The sequence below is a fragment of the Turicibacter sp. KK003 genome, assembly GCF_037014675.1.
GTDB lineage: Bacteria > Bacillota_I > Bacilli_A > MOL361 > Turicibacteraceae > Turicibacter > Turicibacter faecis.
Genome location: NZ_CP142738.1, coordinates 1,905,392 through 1,921,587, shown reverse-complemented (window position 1 = coordinate 1,921,587; position 16,196 = coordinate 1,905,392). Strand labels below are relative to the sequence as shown.

The window sequence follows — 16,196 nt, the reverse complement described above, 5'->3', positions numbered from 1 at the left end:
CCAAAATAGAGGTATTGAAAGGATGTGTTTGTATGAATGATTTAAACGAGGGGAAAGTTTTAAAGTTAATGAGTTATATCATGTTGGGGCTATTTGCTTGGGTGACCTATTTTAATTTCCAAGGGGTATTTATTCGAATGGTTGAATTATTTGAGAGTCTGCCGATGTGGTGGTACCTTCTTGTATTGGTGCTGTTTGCTGTTTCGGTTGTGTGGTCTATTAGTAGAGGAGAGGAAGAGATTCACCAAATTGAAGAAGAGATGAATCAGGCGAAACAGTCATTAGTTCGTTCAGAGCGCTGTTTACGATTACTGCAATATGAGGTAAAAGATATTCCAACGTTTCAATTTAGTTTTTATTGTGCAGATTTGTTAAGGATGCTTGATTATCAAGAAGTAAGAGTCAAAAATTATAAGTTCATTCGAGCCATTAATGAGGTCGGTGAAAAGGTTTATATTGGGTGCTTCGTAAAGGAAGCGGGCGAGTCCGTCAATAAAGACGATTTATCCCCCCTTCTTCATACGATGAAGCGAGATGATGTATTCAGAGGATTAATCATGACCATAGCTCCTTTATCACCGGAAGTGCGGGAACTGGCGAAAAAGTATCATATTCTTTGTTTAGATGATCAAGCCATTCAAGAGATTATTTCATTTGTGACCCGTGAGGGTGCCGAAATGTTGGAGATGGACTTTGTTTAATTTAATACTTTATAGTGCTGTCGATATTGTTTAGGCGTTTGGCCCGTGAATTTTTTAAAGTTTTTTGTAAAATGGCTTTGATCAGTAAAATGTAGAAGGCTACAAATTTCAAGGATAGAATGATTCGTCATGGCGAGGAGTTGTTTGGCTTCCTTAATTTTTTCTTGCATCATATATTCACTAATGGTCATGTTCATTTCTTTTTTAAATAACCGGGCTAGATAGCTAGGATTAAAGTGTAGTGCCTGACAGACATCGTGGACGGAAGGATTTTGATAAAGATTTTTTCTTATATAAAAGGTGACCTCTTTAACTGTTTGCGAGTTTTTCGTTCGCCTTAAGGCGTGCACCCGATGGGTCAAGTCAATTAACGCACTGATTTTTAATTGATTTAAAGTTGTTAAGTCGGTTGTTTTATTGATTTCTTGTAAATAGAAGGTATTGATTTTGTAACTGATGGCAATTGGAAGTCCACTCTCCCTCGCGGTTTTTGAAGCAACAATAATCATGGAAGCAACCATTGTTTTCATCGTTTGAAGTGGAGTTTCTTTAAGGTGGTCGGAAAGAAGTGGAAAAGGGTTTATGCGATCGAGGATTGGCAGAAGTTCTTTCACCCGTCCATGGCTAACACAGGCAAGGATTTGGTTTTCATATTGGATGTCACCAGGAATGTGTGTTTGAACATGGTCGTCAATTCGGATAAAGGTGAAGTCCTGTCGAAGTTTATCTTCTAATTGAGAAATCATAGCCTCGTTATAGAAGTTTTCCTTTAAAATGTCCTCACCGGTAAGGCGTTGCTGATTGATGAGCAAATGAACTAAGGCGGCTTGATGTAAAATCTGATTTAGACATGATGATGTTGTTTCAGCTTCTAACGGTATAGATGGTTTGTTAAGGCAGGGCCCCATGACGTAGGTTATGGGGTTCATTTTTGTTTTTAAGTCACTAACAAAAATAAATGCCTCATTGGCTGGAGAAAATTTAATTTGCGGATAGGGGTGAAGATTTGAAAAGTCATAAATAGATGTCATCCATTCGGAAGGGGGAGTCTCAGAACCTATCTGTTGATGTTTATCAGTGATGACTTGAACAGGCCATCCAAATCCCTGTTCAAGCAATGCTTTCATGTAAGCGATGTCGTGTATAAAATGGGAAAATGTCGTCATATCACACCTCATTTTAGTCAAATTCATTATAAAAAGGTCAAATTTATACTTAAAATATTTAAAATTCCATGATAATATTATTCAGGCTTAAAAACAAGTCTTTTAGTTAAATAAAAAAGGAGTTAAGGAGGTTGTCGGGAATGATGCAAGAAAATATATTAGGAACCGAAAAGATTTCAAAATTATTTATAAAGTTTTCAATTCCTGCTATTTTATCGTTAACGATAGCAGGGGTTCAAACAATGGTAGATGGAATCTTTTTAGGAAACTTTGTTGGAACGAATGCGATGGCGAGTGTCAATATTGCCGCTCCGTTTATGCAATTGATGATCGGGATGAATATGATTGTCGGAATTGGGGGAGCCAGTTATATTGGGCGCAGTTTAGGTGAAAAAGATTTTAAACGAGCGCAAGATATTTTTAAATCAGCCTGTCTTTTTATGCTAGGGTTATCTTTAATTGTTGCTTGTTTGGGGTTTACTTTTAATCAGCAATTAGCGACTTTTTTAGGAGCGAATGAGGTTTTACTTGCGGATTCAGCAACGTATATTAAAATCTTAGCGTTATTTGCTCCATTTATTAGTTTCTCATTTATTTTAGGAATTTTCGTTCGTTGTATCGGAAAACCAAATGTCTTTTTATTTAGTTCAATCGCTAGCTTTTTTGCAAATATTATTTTAAATTATGTGTTAATTAAACAGTTAAAGTTAGGGATTGTAGGGGCTCCAATCGCAACTGGGTTATCATTTACCACTTCTTTTTTAATTGCAGCGATTCCGTTTATTAAAAAGAGTTCGGTTTTAAACTTTTTTACTGGAACGTTTAATTTAAAGTTTACGGGGCAATTGTTATATAACGGCTCATCGGAAGGGATTTCTTCGTTAGCAACAGCCATTTCAACGTTTGTGTTTAACATGGCATTTATGGAAATTGCCGGTGAAGATGGTGTTTCGGCCTTTACGGCAATTGGATACATTTCCTTGTTTGCGTCATTAATTGTTTGTGGGATTTCGGCAGGAATTGGGCCCGTCATTTCTTATAATTATGGTGCAAAGTTAGACTCTCGTGTGAAGCAGATGATGAGTTTATCATGCAAGGTCGCCATCGTGATGGGAACGATACTCGTCTTCACTATTTTCTTATTTGGAAAGTATTTAATTCTTTTATTTGTGAGTGATAATCAGGCGGTTCTTGACCTAGCGTTACATGGCTCTAAAATTTATGCCTTTACGTTCTTCTTTAACGGTCTTAATATTTTATTCTCAGGATACTTTACGTCAATTGGCGATGCTTTAGCTTCTATTATTATCGCAATTTGTCGCGGAATTATTTTCATCCTAGCGGGAATTAGTATTTTACCTCAGTTTATGGGGATTAGTGGGGTTTGGATGACAGTCCCTGTGGCTGAAATTTTAACCTTGCTTGTTGTCTTCTTCTTATTTAAACAAAGAAACTTAAAAAATACATCTTCATTAATTGAAGATTAAATTCTGGCTCTTTGTCAAATCGTGTGGGTGAATAAAATCTATACATGTAATCAAGAGGAATTAGGCCATTCTTTAGACGGCTTGGTTCCTCTTCTTTTTTTGTTCAAAAGTGTATTTATGAATAATCAAAATTCTTGCTTTGAAATGGTAGAAACTACGGTATCCGAAGGCAATACGTTTAATGACTTTAATGTTATTGTTAATTCCTTCGAGTACTCCATTTGTATAAGGAGTTTCGATAGTATTTTTGACATAATCTTGATAATGAGTGAGTGTTTTTAAAGCTGTTTTCATTTCGTGTGAAAGCAGGTCAGAGGGGTGTTGAATGGCATGATGAAATATTTCAAGGTTACGAAGTTTAATAGCCTGTTGGACAGTTTGGTAGAAATCATAAGTCTCCTTTAGTTCAGGGTCTAGGGCTAATAAAAAGTCAATAATTTCTTGTTGAGAGATCATCTTTTTGAAGCAGTTGGAATAGAAGTAATGAGTGGCATTAAGATCTTCTTGGGCTTTTAAGAGAAGTCGCCAATAATATTTGAATTTATTATAAAACTCTTTATTTTGATTCATGAAACGAATGCGTGTTTTATTAAGAGCACGAGAGACTAGTTGAACGATATGAAATTTATCTAAAACAATCTTAGCCTTAGGGAATACCTCTTTAATGAGTGTCATATAAGGGGCGTACATGTCAATGACGACGTGGGTTACACCTTCACGAGCTGCTTTAGAAAATCGCATAAAATAAGTCCTTAGTGTACTTAAGCGACGGTCTTCAACGATATCAATTAGCTTTCCATTGGACGCATCACAAAAAATGAAGGACATTGCTCCCTCGGCCGATTTAACCGACTTAAACTCGTCAAAACAAAGAACTTTTGGGAGAGAATTAAAGGGAAGCGGCTGTTCTTCATAGGAAGAATGAATGACGCGGTTAACGGTTGAATGAGAAACGTTAAGCTCACGTGCAATATCTGTTTCGGATTTCTTATGACTAGCTTCTAAAAAGATGGCTTGTTTTACGGGAGTGGAAATAAAACAATTAGGGTTAACAAGAGATGTTTCTAGGGTAAATGTTCGGTCGCAATGACGGCATTTATAACGTTGTTTTTTTAAGTCTAGATAAGCATCAAATCCGGAAATTTTGACTAGCTTAATACGTGAAGTTTTGAAGCCGTGTTTAATGATATTTGAGTCAAAAGAATGACCACAGTGGTAGCAACGAGTCGGTTGAAAAGAAAGAGTTCCCAAAATAAGTTTAGAACGAACATTCTTAATCTGAGTTTCTTGGATACAATTTTTTGAAAAAGTAATATTTTTATCTTTTAAATCAAGTAAAGTTGAGATACAATTAGTGTGAGACATAAACCCAATCCTTTCGTGTTTTTTTGGTCGATTACATTGTATAGAATTTGGGACGTTATGTCTCTTTTTTTGTACTTATTTTTTAATTCCAATAAAAGAGGTGTGGGCATCACCCACACCCAATATTATAGAACCTAAATTCTAGAGTGGCTGCGATTGACTCTCCCCTTAAAGGGAATCAATCGTAGCCTATTTTTTTATAAGATAGAATAGGAAGCTCTTAATTAGATAGGGAGTTTAGTTTCTTTTAACTGAAACCTTAAAGGCATTTTATCATGCAAAACCTTTAACTACCCGGTCATAAATTTACTGATGAATTTAAACAACGAAGGGCTCAACTCTATCTAAGCGGAAAAACGCGAAGAGAAATTATTGCTAATCAGCTTTACCACCTTTTGATTATTGAATTAAACAATTACGACAAGCCGGTTCTTTTAGTAAAGCTGGGAGTTGCATCTCTGAGGGAAACTGAATGAACAAGTAGTACTTTCATGGTAGATAAAAAAAATAAAAGCAGCACGTCAATTATGATTCAATCGCTTTAGGGCCTACTCAGGAGGTACTTTTTCTTATGTGCGCGAATGGTTAATCCCAACATGCCTTATGCTCAAGAATTAAAACCATATCTAAGGGGGCATCTATTTTTGAACTACTTAAGATTTAAGATTTCAGACTGGGAAATAGCTGATCAAGGTAAAGGTGAACATGCCTTTATAAAGCAAGTGTTAAAAAAGTTAACAAATGATGTGGAATAAAATTGATGTGTCTACAACTGATGGAGGAATATGAATGTAGTTAATATATAGTAAGGAAATTATTAAAGCTTCTTAGTTCATCATGCGTGTTGATTCTACTCATCCATTAGAAGTGTCAAAAGATGATGCCAAGTTATAAGTTTGGTTTTTTCTTGTTTCTTTTATTCTTCCGAAGAATCATTGATGAAGAGTTGAAGTAAAACTTTACTAAAATAATAGTTGAATAAACTTAAGGAGTATATTATAATCTTTTTAGAAAGCGTTATCCTAACAAAGGATAACAGGTTGGAGGAGAAGAAGATGGGATTTTTAATTGATGCGAAGCGATTAGTATTCGGGATTGAAACAAAAAAAACAACGTATGCATTTGCGATTGATAATTTAGGACTTGTTCGTCATCTTTACTGGGGAGAGAAGATCGACTCATTGGATGATTTTGATGTTCCACCATTATCTGAGATTTCAAGTAATGATCCAATTCTCGATTTAACGGACGAGGAATATCCGGTATATGGGGGAATGCGTTATAAGGAAAATTGCTTAAAGGTCATTTTTGCAGATGGAACGCGTGATATTGAGTATAAGTATGATGGATATACGCAAACAGATGAGGAGTTAGTGATCCATTTAAAAGATGCTCATTATGATTTTGCGTTTAATTTACACTATAAAGTGTACGAAGAACTAGATTTAATTGAGCGTTTTGTGTCGTTAGAGAATAAGATGAACGAATCGGTGACGGTTGAAAAGATCCATAGTGCACAGCTACATATTCCGTATCAAGATTTAACATTAACGTCAAGCCATGGACATTGGTTAGCAGAATTTCAAGAGTTTAAGCAGCCTCTTGGACAAGGAAAAATTGTCTTAGAAAATCGCCGTGGAATTTCGACACACAACCATAATCCATTTTTTATTTTAGATCGTCAGGCGACAGAAACAAGTGGAGAAGTGTATTACGGAATTTTAAAATTAAGTGGGAATTTTTCGACAATTATTGAGCCACGTCCTTATGGAGGAACATTAGTGCAAATGGGAATTAATCCGCACGACTGCTTATTAACGTTAAATGCAGGGGAAACATTTGTTGCACCGGCGATGCTATTTGGTTATACAACAGAAGGATTTGAAGCGATGAGTCACCACATGCATGATTATGCGAAGCAACATGTTTTACGCGAAGGGGTTCGTCCGGTTCTTTATAATTCATGGGAAGCAACGGAATTTGATGTTCAATGTGATGAACAAATTGCGTTAGCGCGTAAGGCAAAAGAGATGGGTGTTGAGCTATTCGTGATTGATGATGGATGGTTTGGACAACGTCATAGCGATGCAGACGGACTTGGGGATTGGTATGTGAATGAAGAAAAATTCCCTGAGGGATTAACACCGTTAATCGATGCGGTTAAAGGAATGGATATGATGTTTGGAATTTGGATTGAGCCAGAGATGGTGAACCCGCCAACTCAGTTATTAAAAGATCATCCAGATTGGATTTACCATGTAGAAAACCGCGTGAATGATACGTCGCGTAATCAAATGGTTTTAAATGTGACGTTACCAGAGGTTCAAACGTTTATTTTCAATATGATTGATGACTTACTATCAAAATATGACATTGATTATATTAAATGGGATGCGAATCGTCCAATCTCGCAAACAGGACTTTCACGCGAGATGTGGGTTCGCCATATCGAGGCTGTTTATGACATTGCGCGTCGCGTGAAAGAACGTTATCCTCATGTTTTACTTGAGGCTTGTGCATCAGGAGGAGGACGTGTTGATTATGGAATGTTGGAAAACGGATTTGATGATTTCTGGACAAGCGATAATACCGATGCGTATGACCGTTTAACGATTCAAAATACGTATTCTTACGTGTATCCAATTAAAGCCATGCGTGCTTGGGTGACGGATGCGAATAACCGTGTGACAATTCCACTTCGCTTTAAATTCCATAGCGCCATGATGGGAACGCTCGGAATGGGATGTAATATTTTAAAATTCACAGATGAGGAAATGAAGTTATCTGCGGAATTAATCGAGGAATACAAAGAAATCCGTGAAGTGGTTCAAAACGGGGACTTCTACCGCTTAAATCATACGTCTCGTAACAATTACTACTGTTATGAATATGCGAATGAATCAGAAGCAGCATTATTTGTCTTCTTACCGCAGACACAAATCGCCCGTACAGGCGTGCGTATTAAATTACGTGGTTTAGATGAAACAGCGACTTATACTTTTATGTTAGCAGGAGCAGAGGTAAGAAAGACCGGGGCTTACTTAATGAATCACGGGATTGATGTCAAATTGAGTGGCGATTACGCGAGCACTATCATTAAATTTAAAAAGAGTGAGTAGTTTTTATAAAGCTATAATAAGTGATGACCAGGGCTGACCCCCTTAACGGGGGCAGTCCTTTTTTATATAAATGAAAACCATCAGTTTAATTGGTGGTTTAAATCAAAAAGAGTGTCTTGTAAAAAGTGAGGATAAAGCGTCAATCGGTTTAAAATCTCAGACACGATAGGTGGTGAATCAGGGACTTTGTTTGTGAAGTGCAGATAAATGGGAATGGATCGTTGGTTTAGTTTTAGGGGGGGGATAGGATCAACGATGATGAAGTACGCTGAAAAAGCAATAAAATAGCTCTAGCTAGCAGTCAGCGTTCGGGATACCTACTAGCCAGCTGATAGGATGTCTAAAGGGTGCTAGTTAGTTGAAAAAATTGATTGGAAGAATAAATAGATGATGTTAAGAATTTCAAAAATGAAAATTTTATGATGAATGAAACAAATAGTTATTAAATTTAAAGCGTTTTTTTCACATTATATGAGTAGTTATTTTAGTATAAAAGTAAGCGTGTTTTAAGGAATCCCTCACAAGAAATGTGAGAAATTTATGTGGAATAAGGTCTAAAAATTAATGAAAAAAGTCGAGCTAAAATCCTTTAGTAAAAAAAGTTATTTTTTTACTATAAAACGCTTGCAAAAACGGTTTCACTATAGTATATTAGAGACATAAAGGAAATAAAAACGATTACGGTTTATGAGAGGGATAAATCGTAACGAATCTGTTAAAAAAGGGAGAGGTAAAAATGCAATTAACGGCAAGAGCAAAATACTCTTATGGAATAGGGGCATTAGGAAAGGATTTAGTTTACGGAATTGTTGGAACGTATTTAATGTTTTATTTTACGGATGTAATCGGACTGGCTCCAGCATTTGTCGGAACATTATTTTTAATTGCTCGTATTTGGGATACAGTAAACGACCCAATGATGGGAATGGTTGTAGATAATACGAGAACAAAGTGGGGGAAATTTAGACCTTGGATTTTAATCGGAACCATTATTAATGCAGTTGTTTTATTCTTCTTATTTAAAAAACCTGATTTAGATGGATTACCATTATATGCTTACTTCTCAGTGATGTACATCTTATGGGGAATGACTTATACGATTATGGACATCCCTTATTGGTCAATGATTCCATCGTTAACAAAAGATAAAGCAGAACGTGAAAAAGTCGCTGTTATTCCTCGTATTTTTGCAAGTATCGGTGGTTTAACAATCGGGACATTCGGATTAACATTTGTTGCTAAGTTAGGACAAGGGGATCAAGTTAAAGGGTTCGAATCATTAGCGTTTATCATTGCCGTTGTCTTCATCGTTTCTTCTTTAATTACATGCTTTAATGTTAAAGAACCATCAACAAAAACAGATAAAGCTTCAACTAAAAAAGCAGAACGTGTGACGTTAAAACAAACATTTAAAATTATTGCTCAAAATGATCAATTAAAAGTATTTATCGGTATCGTTTTATGTATGAACTTAATGTTACAACTTTTAGGTGGGATGGCACTTTACTACTTTAAATATGCGAACGGATATGTTCCAGGTGATGAAGTACCAATGTTCACGATCTATAACGGATTTGCTGGATTTGCTGAAATCGGAGGGTTATTATTATTCCCAATCTTAGCTCAAAAAATTGGACGTCAAAAATTATTTAAAGTAGGATGCTTCGTACCAGTTGTCGGATTAATCGGATTATTATTAACAGGAATTTTTGCTCCAAATAATGCATTATTCGTTGTGATTTCAGCGTTATTAGTTCGTGGTGGTGGAGGATTCGTCCTAGCTTCAACAACAGTTATGTTAGCAGACGTTGTTGACTATGGAGAATTTAAACTTGGAACTCGTAATGAAAGTATTATCTTCTCTTGCCAAACGTTATTAGTAAAATCAGCATCAGCATTCAGTGGATGGGCAATCGGTGTTGGATTACAAATGATGGGATTTGTGGCAAACCAAGAACAAAGTGCTGGAACTATTTTAGGAATGCGTGGATTAATGACAATTCTTCCAATTGCTTTCATCGTAACATGCTTTGTCATTTATAAAAAATACTACAAGTTAAATGGAGATTTCCATGAAGAAGTATTAATTGAATTAGAAAACCGTAACCAAGAAACAAATCCATTCGGATTAAAAAAAGCAATGTAATTGATAGAAAATCGACAGAATAATTTCTGTCGATTTTTGGATTATCCGTTGAAATAAATAAATAAGGTTATTAATGATTTTGGGAGGTAAAGATTTAGACTAAAATAAAATTTTACTAAATTAAATAGAAAGTCATGGTGAGGTAAGCAGCCTTTGTCTTCCTTCTATCGTTATAATAAAAGGTCCCTTGAGGGCATTTCTTTCAATAAGAAGGGTGTACCGTAGTATCAAAAGTATTCTTTGATGATATAGACCCTTTTTTACTGTTTTATTTATAGCAAGTTATATATTAGCCATATGGATAGAATCTTCTATCTGAATAGGGAGAGGAGTATTAGCAGAAAGTAAGGTACTTAATGTTTTTCTCTTTTTCCGACATTTTAAAGAGAAATGAGGAGAAGTGTGTCAAAAAGCGATGATTTTAAAGGTGTAAACGATTAACTTTTCCTTTATTTGAATAGTTTCGTCATAAGTTGAATGTTCAAAATGAAAGGATGATGTTAAAATGTTGTTATATGTTAAAGATTGTTTAATGGGGGGGAAGTTCCGGTGAGAGTATACGAATTTGCTAGAAATTATGAAATGACAAGCAAGGAGCTTGTAGGGATTTGTCAGGAGTTAGGAATTAGTGTTAAAGCACAATCAAAGTTAGATGAAAAACAATTATCAGCATTAAGCCAACATTTTAACCGTGAAGAAGGGCATGCTAAACCGATGGAGAATGTAAGTGAAGTGGAAGCGTGTTTAGTAGAAATGGATACAAACGATGAAGTGGAAGCGTGTTTAGTAGAGATGGATACGAATGATGAAGTAGAAGCGTGTTTGATTGAGATGGACACGAACGATGAAGTAGAAGAGTGTTTGCTTGAGACGGATGCGAACGATGAAGTAGAAGAGTGTTTGCTTGAGACGGATGCGAACGACGGGATGGAAGAGGTAGTGATCGCAGATCAACCAGAGGAAGGAATCATTGGACGTAAAATGGCGTATATCGTGACGGAATGTGAGCCGTTTACTTCGCTTGGGGAACTTGGAAAAATTTCAGCTGAGTTTGCGAAAAAGAGGGTTAGCGAGGGCCACTCATTAGTGGTTGCATTACCTAAATATCAATCAATTACGGATGCCTATGGAAAAGAAATGGATTGGCTAATGGACTTACCGGTTCGACTTGGAAATAAAACTGTTCGTGTTTCATTATTCAAATTAGTCATTGATTCGGTGACGTATTTATTTATTGGAAATGATGGATATTTCCATCGTGACGATATCTATGGATATGACGATGACGTTGAACGATTTGCTTTCTTCAACCGTGCAGTGCTTGAAGCATTACCGTACTTAGGGGACGCCGTGGAAGAAATTCACTTAAATGATTGGCACACAAGTATGATTCCATTAATGTTAGAGGTAGATTACAAATCACGACCATTCTACCAAGGAGTTAAAACGATCTTAACGATCCATAATTTAGAATACCAGGGATGGTGTGAAGCTGAGATTTTACCATCGATTCTTGGAATTAGTCGTCAATATTATGAAAATGGATTAACGCGTATGGGTGACGCGGTTAACCTATTAAAGAGTGGGATTGAAACGGCACATCAAATTCGATTACAAGGAATGAGCCAAAGCCAGCTAACACTCCCACAAATTCAACAAAGTGGAATGGTGGCATTAATTGAGAATAAATTAAATCATCAAGTAGCCTAAAGAACATCTAGTGTCTTTTAAGAAAAGACAAAGAGTATTAAATTTTAAGTGGGTAATTTTGATAATAAAAAGCGAGTGTGACATCCGATTAACGGTTCACCCTCGCTTTTTTATTCGTTTATCGACGGAGTTCTTGAGAATCTTATGCTTAAAGATAGGATTTTTTCCATAATAATAGTATAGTTATAAAGGAAAGTTATTTTAAACGAAAAGGTGATGACACATGCAAAAAATAGGACGTAATGATAAATGTTGGTGTGGAAGTGGAAAGAAATATAAACAATGCCACTTAAAAATAGAAGAAAAAATTTCAAAACATTATCATCAAGGAGATGAAGTCCCAACCCGTGAATTATTAAAAACAAATGAACAAATTGAAGGGATTCGTAAAGCGGGGCGTGTGAATACGATGGTGCTTGATAAAATTGCAGAGGTGATTAAAGAGGGAATGAGCACTGAGGAATTAAACCAAATTGCTCATCAATATACGATCGAATTAGGCGGAACGCCGGCTCCGTTAAATTATCATGGGTTCCCTAAAAGTATTTGTACCTCAATTAATGAAGTTGTTTGTCATGGGATTCCAAGCCCAGATGAAATTTTAAAATCAGGTGACATTGTCAATGTGGACGTCACAACGATTGTTGATGGCTACTATGCGGACGCTTCAAGAATGTTTATGATTGGGGAAGTGGACGAAGAAAAACAAAAACTCGTTCGTGTGGCCAAAGAATGTCTTGATTTAGGATTAAAAGCGGCACAGCCTTGGGGTTATATAGGGGATATTGGAGCGGTGATTTCCGAACATGCAGCACAATATGGCTATACGATTGTTCAAAACATTGGTGGACATGGGGTCGGTGTTGAATTCCATGAGGAGCCTTACGTGAGCCATGTCGGCGTACGTGGAACAGACTGTCTGATTGTTCCAGGAATGACGTTTACGATTGAACCGATGTTAAATATGGGAGTTGCTGAAGTCGTTGAACATGAATCAGATGGATGGACCATCTATACAGCTGATCGTAAACCATCAGCCCAATGGGAGTATACGATCTTAATTACCGAAGAAGGACCGGAAATTTTAACACATTAATCAAAAACACGGATAGAGTCTCTTTATCCGTGTTTTTTTTTGTCTCTTTGAATGTAGATAAAATTTGTAGATTTAAAAACGAACAAATAACCTAGAAATCGTTTACATATGGTTGGATGTATGGTAATATTTTAGTTGTAAACAAGAATAAATTTTACTAAAATGAGGGGGAAGTAACGTGCAAGAAATGAAAGACATTTATGGATTACTAACAGATCCAACCGTATTTGAAGTGAATCGTCTAAAGCCACACAGTGATCATCGCTATTACGAGACATTAGATGAGGCACGACGACAAGAATCAATGAAATGGCGTCATGATTTAAATGGAGAATGGTTATTTAATTATAGTGAAAATTTAGATTCACGTCCGATCGGATTTGAGACATTAGATGGGGATTGTTCTCAATTCGATAAAATCCAAGTACCGGGCCATATTCAACTTCAAGGGTATGATAAACCTCATTATGTGAATACACAATATCCGTGGGATGGACACGAAGAGTTAAAACCACCTTATATTCCAACAAAGTATAATCCAACCGCTTCTTACGTGACTTATTTCGAAGTTCCAAAAGAGTGGGATGGACAAAAGGTGTGCATTTCATTCCAAGGGGTTGAAACAGCGTTCAATGTTTGGTGTAACGGGACGTATGTTGGATATAGTGAAGATAGTTTTACGCCAAGCGAATTTGACTTAACGGAGGTTATTAACCGTGAAGGACAAAATAAACTAGCTGTTCAAGTTTATAAATGGTCAACAGGAAGCTGGCTTGAGGACCAAGATTTCTGGCGTCTATCAGGAATTTTCCGCGACGTATATTTATATACGACGCCAAAGACTCACATCGAAGATTTATTCGTCAAAACGCCGTTGCATCACAACTATCAAGATGCAACAGTTGAAGTAGATTTTACGGTGAGTGGGGAAGAGGCAACGATTACTGCAAATTTAATGGATGCTAATCATCAAGTGGCAGCCTCAGGAATGTGCCACGTGGTTGATGGAAGAGCAAGATTAACGCTACAAGTTGAAAATGCTCAGTTATGGAGTGCGGAGCATCCGTATTTATATCAATTAGAATTAGAAGTTAAAGTTAATAATCAAGTTGTTGAAGCGATTTGTCAGCGCGTTGGAATTCGAGAATTTAAAATGATTAACAAGATCATGCATATTAATGGAAAGCGTGTGGTCTTCCGTGGCGTGAATCGCCACGAATTTAGCGCAACCTACGGAAGAAGCGTGACGCGTGAAGAGATGGAATGGGATGTGAAGTTTTTAAAGGCGCATAATTTTAATTCGGTTCGAACGTCACATTATCCAAATGCAAGTTATTTTTATGAGTTATGTGATGAATATGGATTATATGTCATCGATGAGACAAATTTAGAGACACACGGGACTTGGCAGCGTATGGGGGCCGTTGAGTGTAAAGATGTGACGATTCCAAATGGTCGTCCTGAGTTTTTAGAGATTATTTTAGATCGTGCGAAGTCGATGCTTGAACGTGATAAAAATCATCCAAGTATTGTGATTTGGTCATGTGGAAATGAAAGTTACGGTGGTGAAAACTTGTATAAAATGTCTCAATACTTTAGAGAACGTGATGAGACGCGTCTTGTTCATTATGAAGGCGTGTTCTGGGATCGACGTTTTAATGAGACATCAGATATGGAAAGTCGAATGTATGCGAAGGTTGAGGAGATTAAAGAGTTTTTAGATAATCAACCAACGAAACCGTTTATTTTATGTGAGTATACGCATGCGATGGGGAACTCGAATGGGGGAATGGATCGCTATATTGCGTTAGAAGATGAGTATGACATGTACCAAGGAGGATTCATCTGGGATTATATTGATCAAGCTTTATGGTCAAAAGATCGTAATGGTAACCCTTATTTAGCGTTTGGTGGCGACTTTGGAGACCAACCAACGGACTATAACTTCTGCGTCAATGGAATTATTTATGCAGACCGTACGATTTCCCCTAAAATTCAAGCGATTAAAGGTGCTTATCAACCGTTTATGATTGAAGTAAAAGGTAGTGGGGCAGAGATTTATAATAAGCATTGTTTCACAGACTTAAATGAGTACGTGATTAAGTGGCAAGTAGAAGAAGGGGATGTTGTAGTTGCTAAGGGAGAAACAGAGGCCTCATTGGCTCCATTAACTCGAGGATTTATCGAGTTAGGAATCGACGTTTTACCATCAGCCCACGAGCAAGTTGTGACGGTTTCTATTCATCAAAAAGAGGCAACTCTTTATGCCGAGGCCGGTCATGAAGTTGCCTTCGGTCAACAAGTTATTGAACCGACGCAAAAAGAAAATATTTCTCGGGAAATTAAATCGTTTACGATTGCTGAAGGGGATGTCAATGTTGGAATAAATGGCGATGGATTTGAGGTCATTTTTGCGAAGAACCTGGGGCGCATCGTTTCATTAAAATACGATGGAGTCGAGTATATTCATCAACCTAATTTATCATTAATGCCAAGCTTCTGGCGAGCGTCAACAGATAACGATCGAGGAAATCAGGCGCCAATCCGTATGGCCCAATGGAAACTAGCAAGTTTATATGCCTTCCATGAGTCAATGGATATTCATCGCCATGAAGATGGTTTAGAAGTTATCTTTAATTATAACTTGAATACGATGCCGATTTCACATGCGATGGTTACTTATTTCATCAATTCTTATGGACAAATCCGTGTTACGATGAAATACGATGGAGTTAAAGGGTTACCGAATATGTTTAAGTTCGGAATGGATTTAGCGATACCAGCGGACTTTGATACGTTGACATGGCGTGGATTTGGACCTGATGAGACGTATGCCGATCGTGAATTTGGTGCACGTTTAGGAACATTTACGAATAAAGTGGCAGACAATGTTGCTCAATACGTGATTCCTCAAGCATGTGGGAACCATACGGGTGTTCGTTTCGCAACGGTAACGAATGAATTGGGACAAGGATTACGTATTAGCGGTGACGTCCCATTAAGCCTAAGCGCTCTTCCATATTCGGCACACGAATTAGAGGCTGCTTACCACCATTATGAATTACCACTGGTTCATAAAACAGTCCTATCGATTAATTTAAAAGAAATGGGAGTCGGAGGCGACGATTCTTGGGGCGCACGTCCTGAGCCGTGCTTTGAGATTCCGGCAGATCAATCTTACGAGTATAGCTTTACGATTGAAGCTGTCCGTCAATAATCAAAAGACACCTAAAAAGGAGACGAATGTCGTCTCCTTTTTTATATAAAGTTCAACCAACTTTCTAAAAATCCTCACTTGATGACACGCTAAAAGCAACAAAATTAGAAGCCCTCTGCTAATGCTTAGTGAAGGATAAATGATGATTCGATTGAAATGGGTAGATAAGATGAATAGGAGAATGGTATT

General features: G+C 36.9%; 9 protein-coding genes. 7 read left to right on the top strand and 2 right to left on the bottom strand.

What is annotated here, in order from left to right; genetic code table 11:
* The first annotated feature begins 32 nt into the window (after positions 1-32).
* A complete protein-coding gene (locus VXM77_RS09335; RefSeq protein WP_338506154.1) occupies positions 33-701 on the top strand; it encodes a restriction endonuclease in 669 nt (222 codons plus the stop codon).
* On the opposite strand, the gene VXM77_RS09330 is transcribed toward VXM77_RS09335, so the two are convergent.
* On the bottom strand, positions 698-1,867 hold the full coding sequence (locus VXM77_RS09330; protein WP_338506152.1) for an AraC family transcriptional regulator: 1,170 nt from the start codon (positions 1,865-1,867) through the stop codon (positions 698-700). The genes VXM77_RS09335 and VXM77_RS09330 overlap by 4 nt on opposite strands.
* 140 nt (positions 1,868-2,007) lie before the next feature.
* Here VXM77_RS09330 and VXM77_RS09325 point away from each other — a divergent pair, with 140 nt between their 5' ends.
* Positions 2,008-3,354: an MATE family efflux transporter gene (locus tag VXM77_RS09325; RefSeq protein ID WP_161831217.1), complete on the top strand. Its 1,347-nt coding sequence runs from the start codon at positions 2,008-2,010 to the stop codon at positions 3,352-3,354.
* A 72-nt stretch (positions 3,355-3,426) separates the two neighbouring features.
* Here the strand turns inward: VXM77_RS09325 and VXM77_RS09320 are convergent, their stop codons facing one another.
* Positions 3,427-4,719, bottom strand: a complete 1,293-nt coding sequence (locus VXM77_RS09320) for an ISL3 family transposase (RefSeq protein WP_338506149.1) — start codon at positions 4,717-4,719, stop codon at positions 3,427-3,429.
* 1,055 nt (positions 4,720-5,774) lie between these two features.
* Between VXM77_RS09320 and VXM77_RS09315 the strand changes: the two genes are divergently transcribed.
* The 5 genes from VXM77_RS09315 to VXM77_RS09295 all read left to right on the top strand — a co-directional run bounded on the left by VXM77_RS09315 (position 5,775) and on the right by VXM77_RS09295 (position 16,007).
* Positions 5,775-7,838 (top strand): alpha-galactosidase, encoded by a 2,064-nt coding sequence (locus VXM77_RS09315; protein WP_338506147.1) that lies wholly within the window; start codon positions 5,775-5,777, stop codon positions 7,836-7,838.
* Positions 7,839-8,574: 736 nt separating this feature from the next.
* On the top strand, positions 8,575-9,984 hold the full coding sequence (gene melB, locus VXM77_RS09310) for a melibiose:sodium transporter MelB (protein WP_161831214.1): 1,410 nt from the start codon (positions 8,575-8,577) through the stop codon (positions 9,982-9,984).
* A gap of 549 nt (positions 9,985-10,533) precedes the next feature.
* Positions 10,534-11,694, top strand: a complete 1,161-nt coding sequence (locus VXM77_RS09305; RefSeq protein WP_338506144.1) for a translation initiation factor IF-2 N-terminal domain-containing protein — start codon at positions 10,534-10,536, stop codon at positions 11,692-11,694.
* Positions 11,695-11,917: 223 nt separating this feature from the next.
* Positions 11,918-12,790 carry a methionyl aminopeptidase gene (locus VXM77_RS09300; protein WP_262951076.1) on the top strand — a complete coding sequence of 291 codons (873 nt, stop codon included), beginning with the start codon at positions 11,918-11,920 and terminating at the stop codon, positions 12,788-12,790.
* Between the two features lie 187 nt (positions 12,791-12,977).
* Positions 12,978-16,007 (top strand): glycoside hydrolase family 2 TIM barrel-domain containing protein, encoded by a 3,030-nt coding sequence (locus VXM77_RS09295; RefSeq protein WP_338507435.1) that lies wholly within the window; start codon positions 12,978-12,980, stop codon positions 16,005-16,007.
* Positions 16,008-16,196 lie beyond the last annotated feature (189 nt).

Coding starts and splice junctions, on each gene's coding strand:
- VXM77_RS09335 (WP_338506154.1), top strand. CDS start 33: ATGAATGATTTAAACGAGGGGAAAGTTTTAAAGTTAATGAGTTATATC.
- VXM77_RS09330 (WP_338506152.1), bottom strand. CDS start 1,867: ATGACGACATTTTCCCATTTTATACACGACATCGCTTACATGAAAGCA.
- VXM77_RS09325 (WP_161831217.1), top strand. CDS start 2,008: ATGATGCAAGAAAATATATTAGGAACCGAAAAGATTTCAAAATTATTT.
- VXM77_RS09320 (WP_338506149.1), bottom strand. CDS start 4,719: ATGTCTCACACTAATTGTATCTCAACTTTACTTGATTTAAAAGATAAA.
- VXM77_RS09315 (WP_338506147.1), top strand. CDS start 5,775: ATGGGATTTTTAATTGATGCGAAGCGATTAGTATTCGGGATTGAAACA.
- melB (WP_161831214.1), top strand. CDS start 8,575: ATGCAATTAACGGCAAGAGCAAAATACTCTTATGGAATAGGGGCATTA.
- VXM77_RS09300 (WP_262951076.1), top strand. CDS start 11,918: ATGCAAAAAATAGGACGTAATGATAAATGTTGGTGTGGAAGTGGAAAG.
- VXM77_RS09295 (WP_338507435.1), top strand. CDS start 12,978: ATGAAAGACATTTATGGATTACTAACAGATCCAACCGTATTTGAAGTG.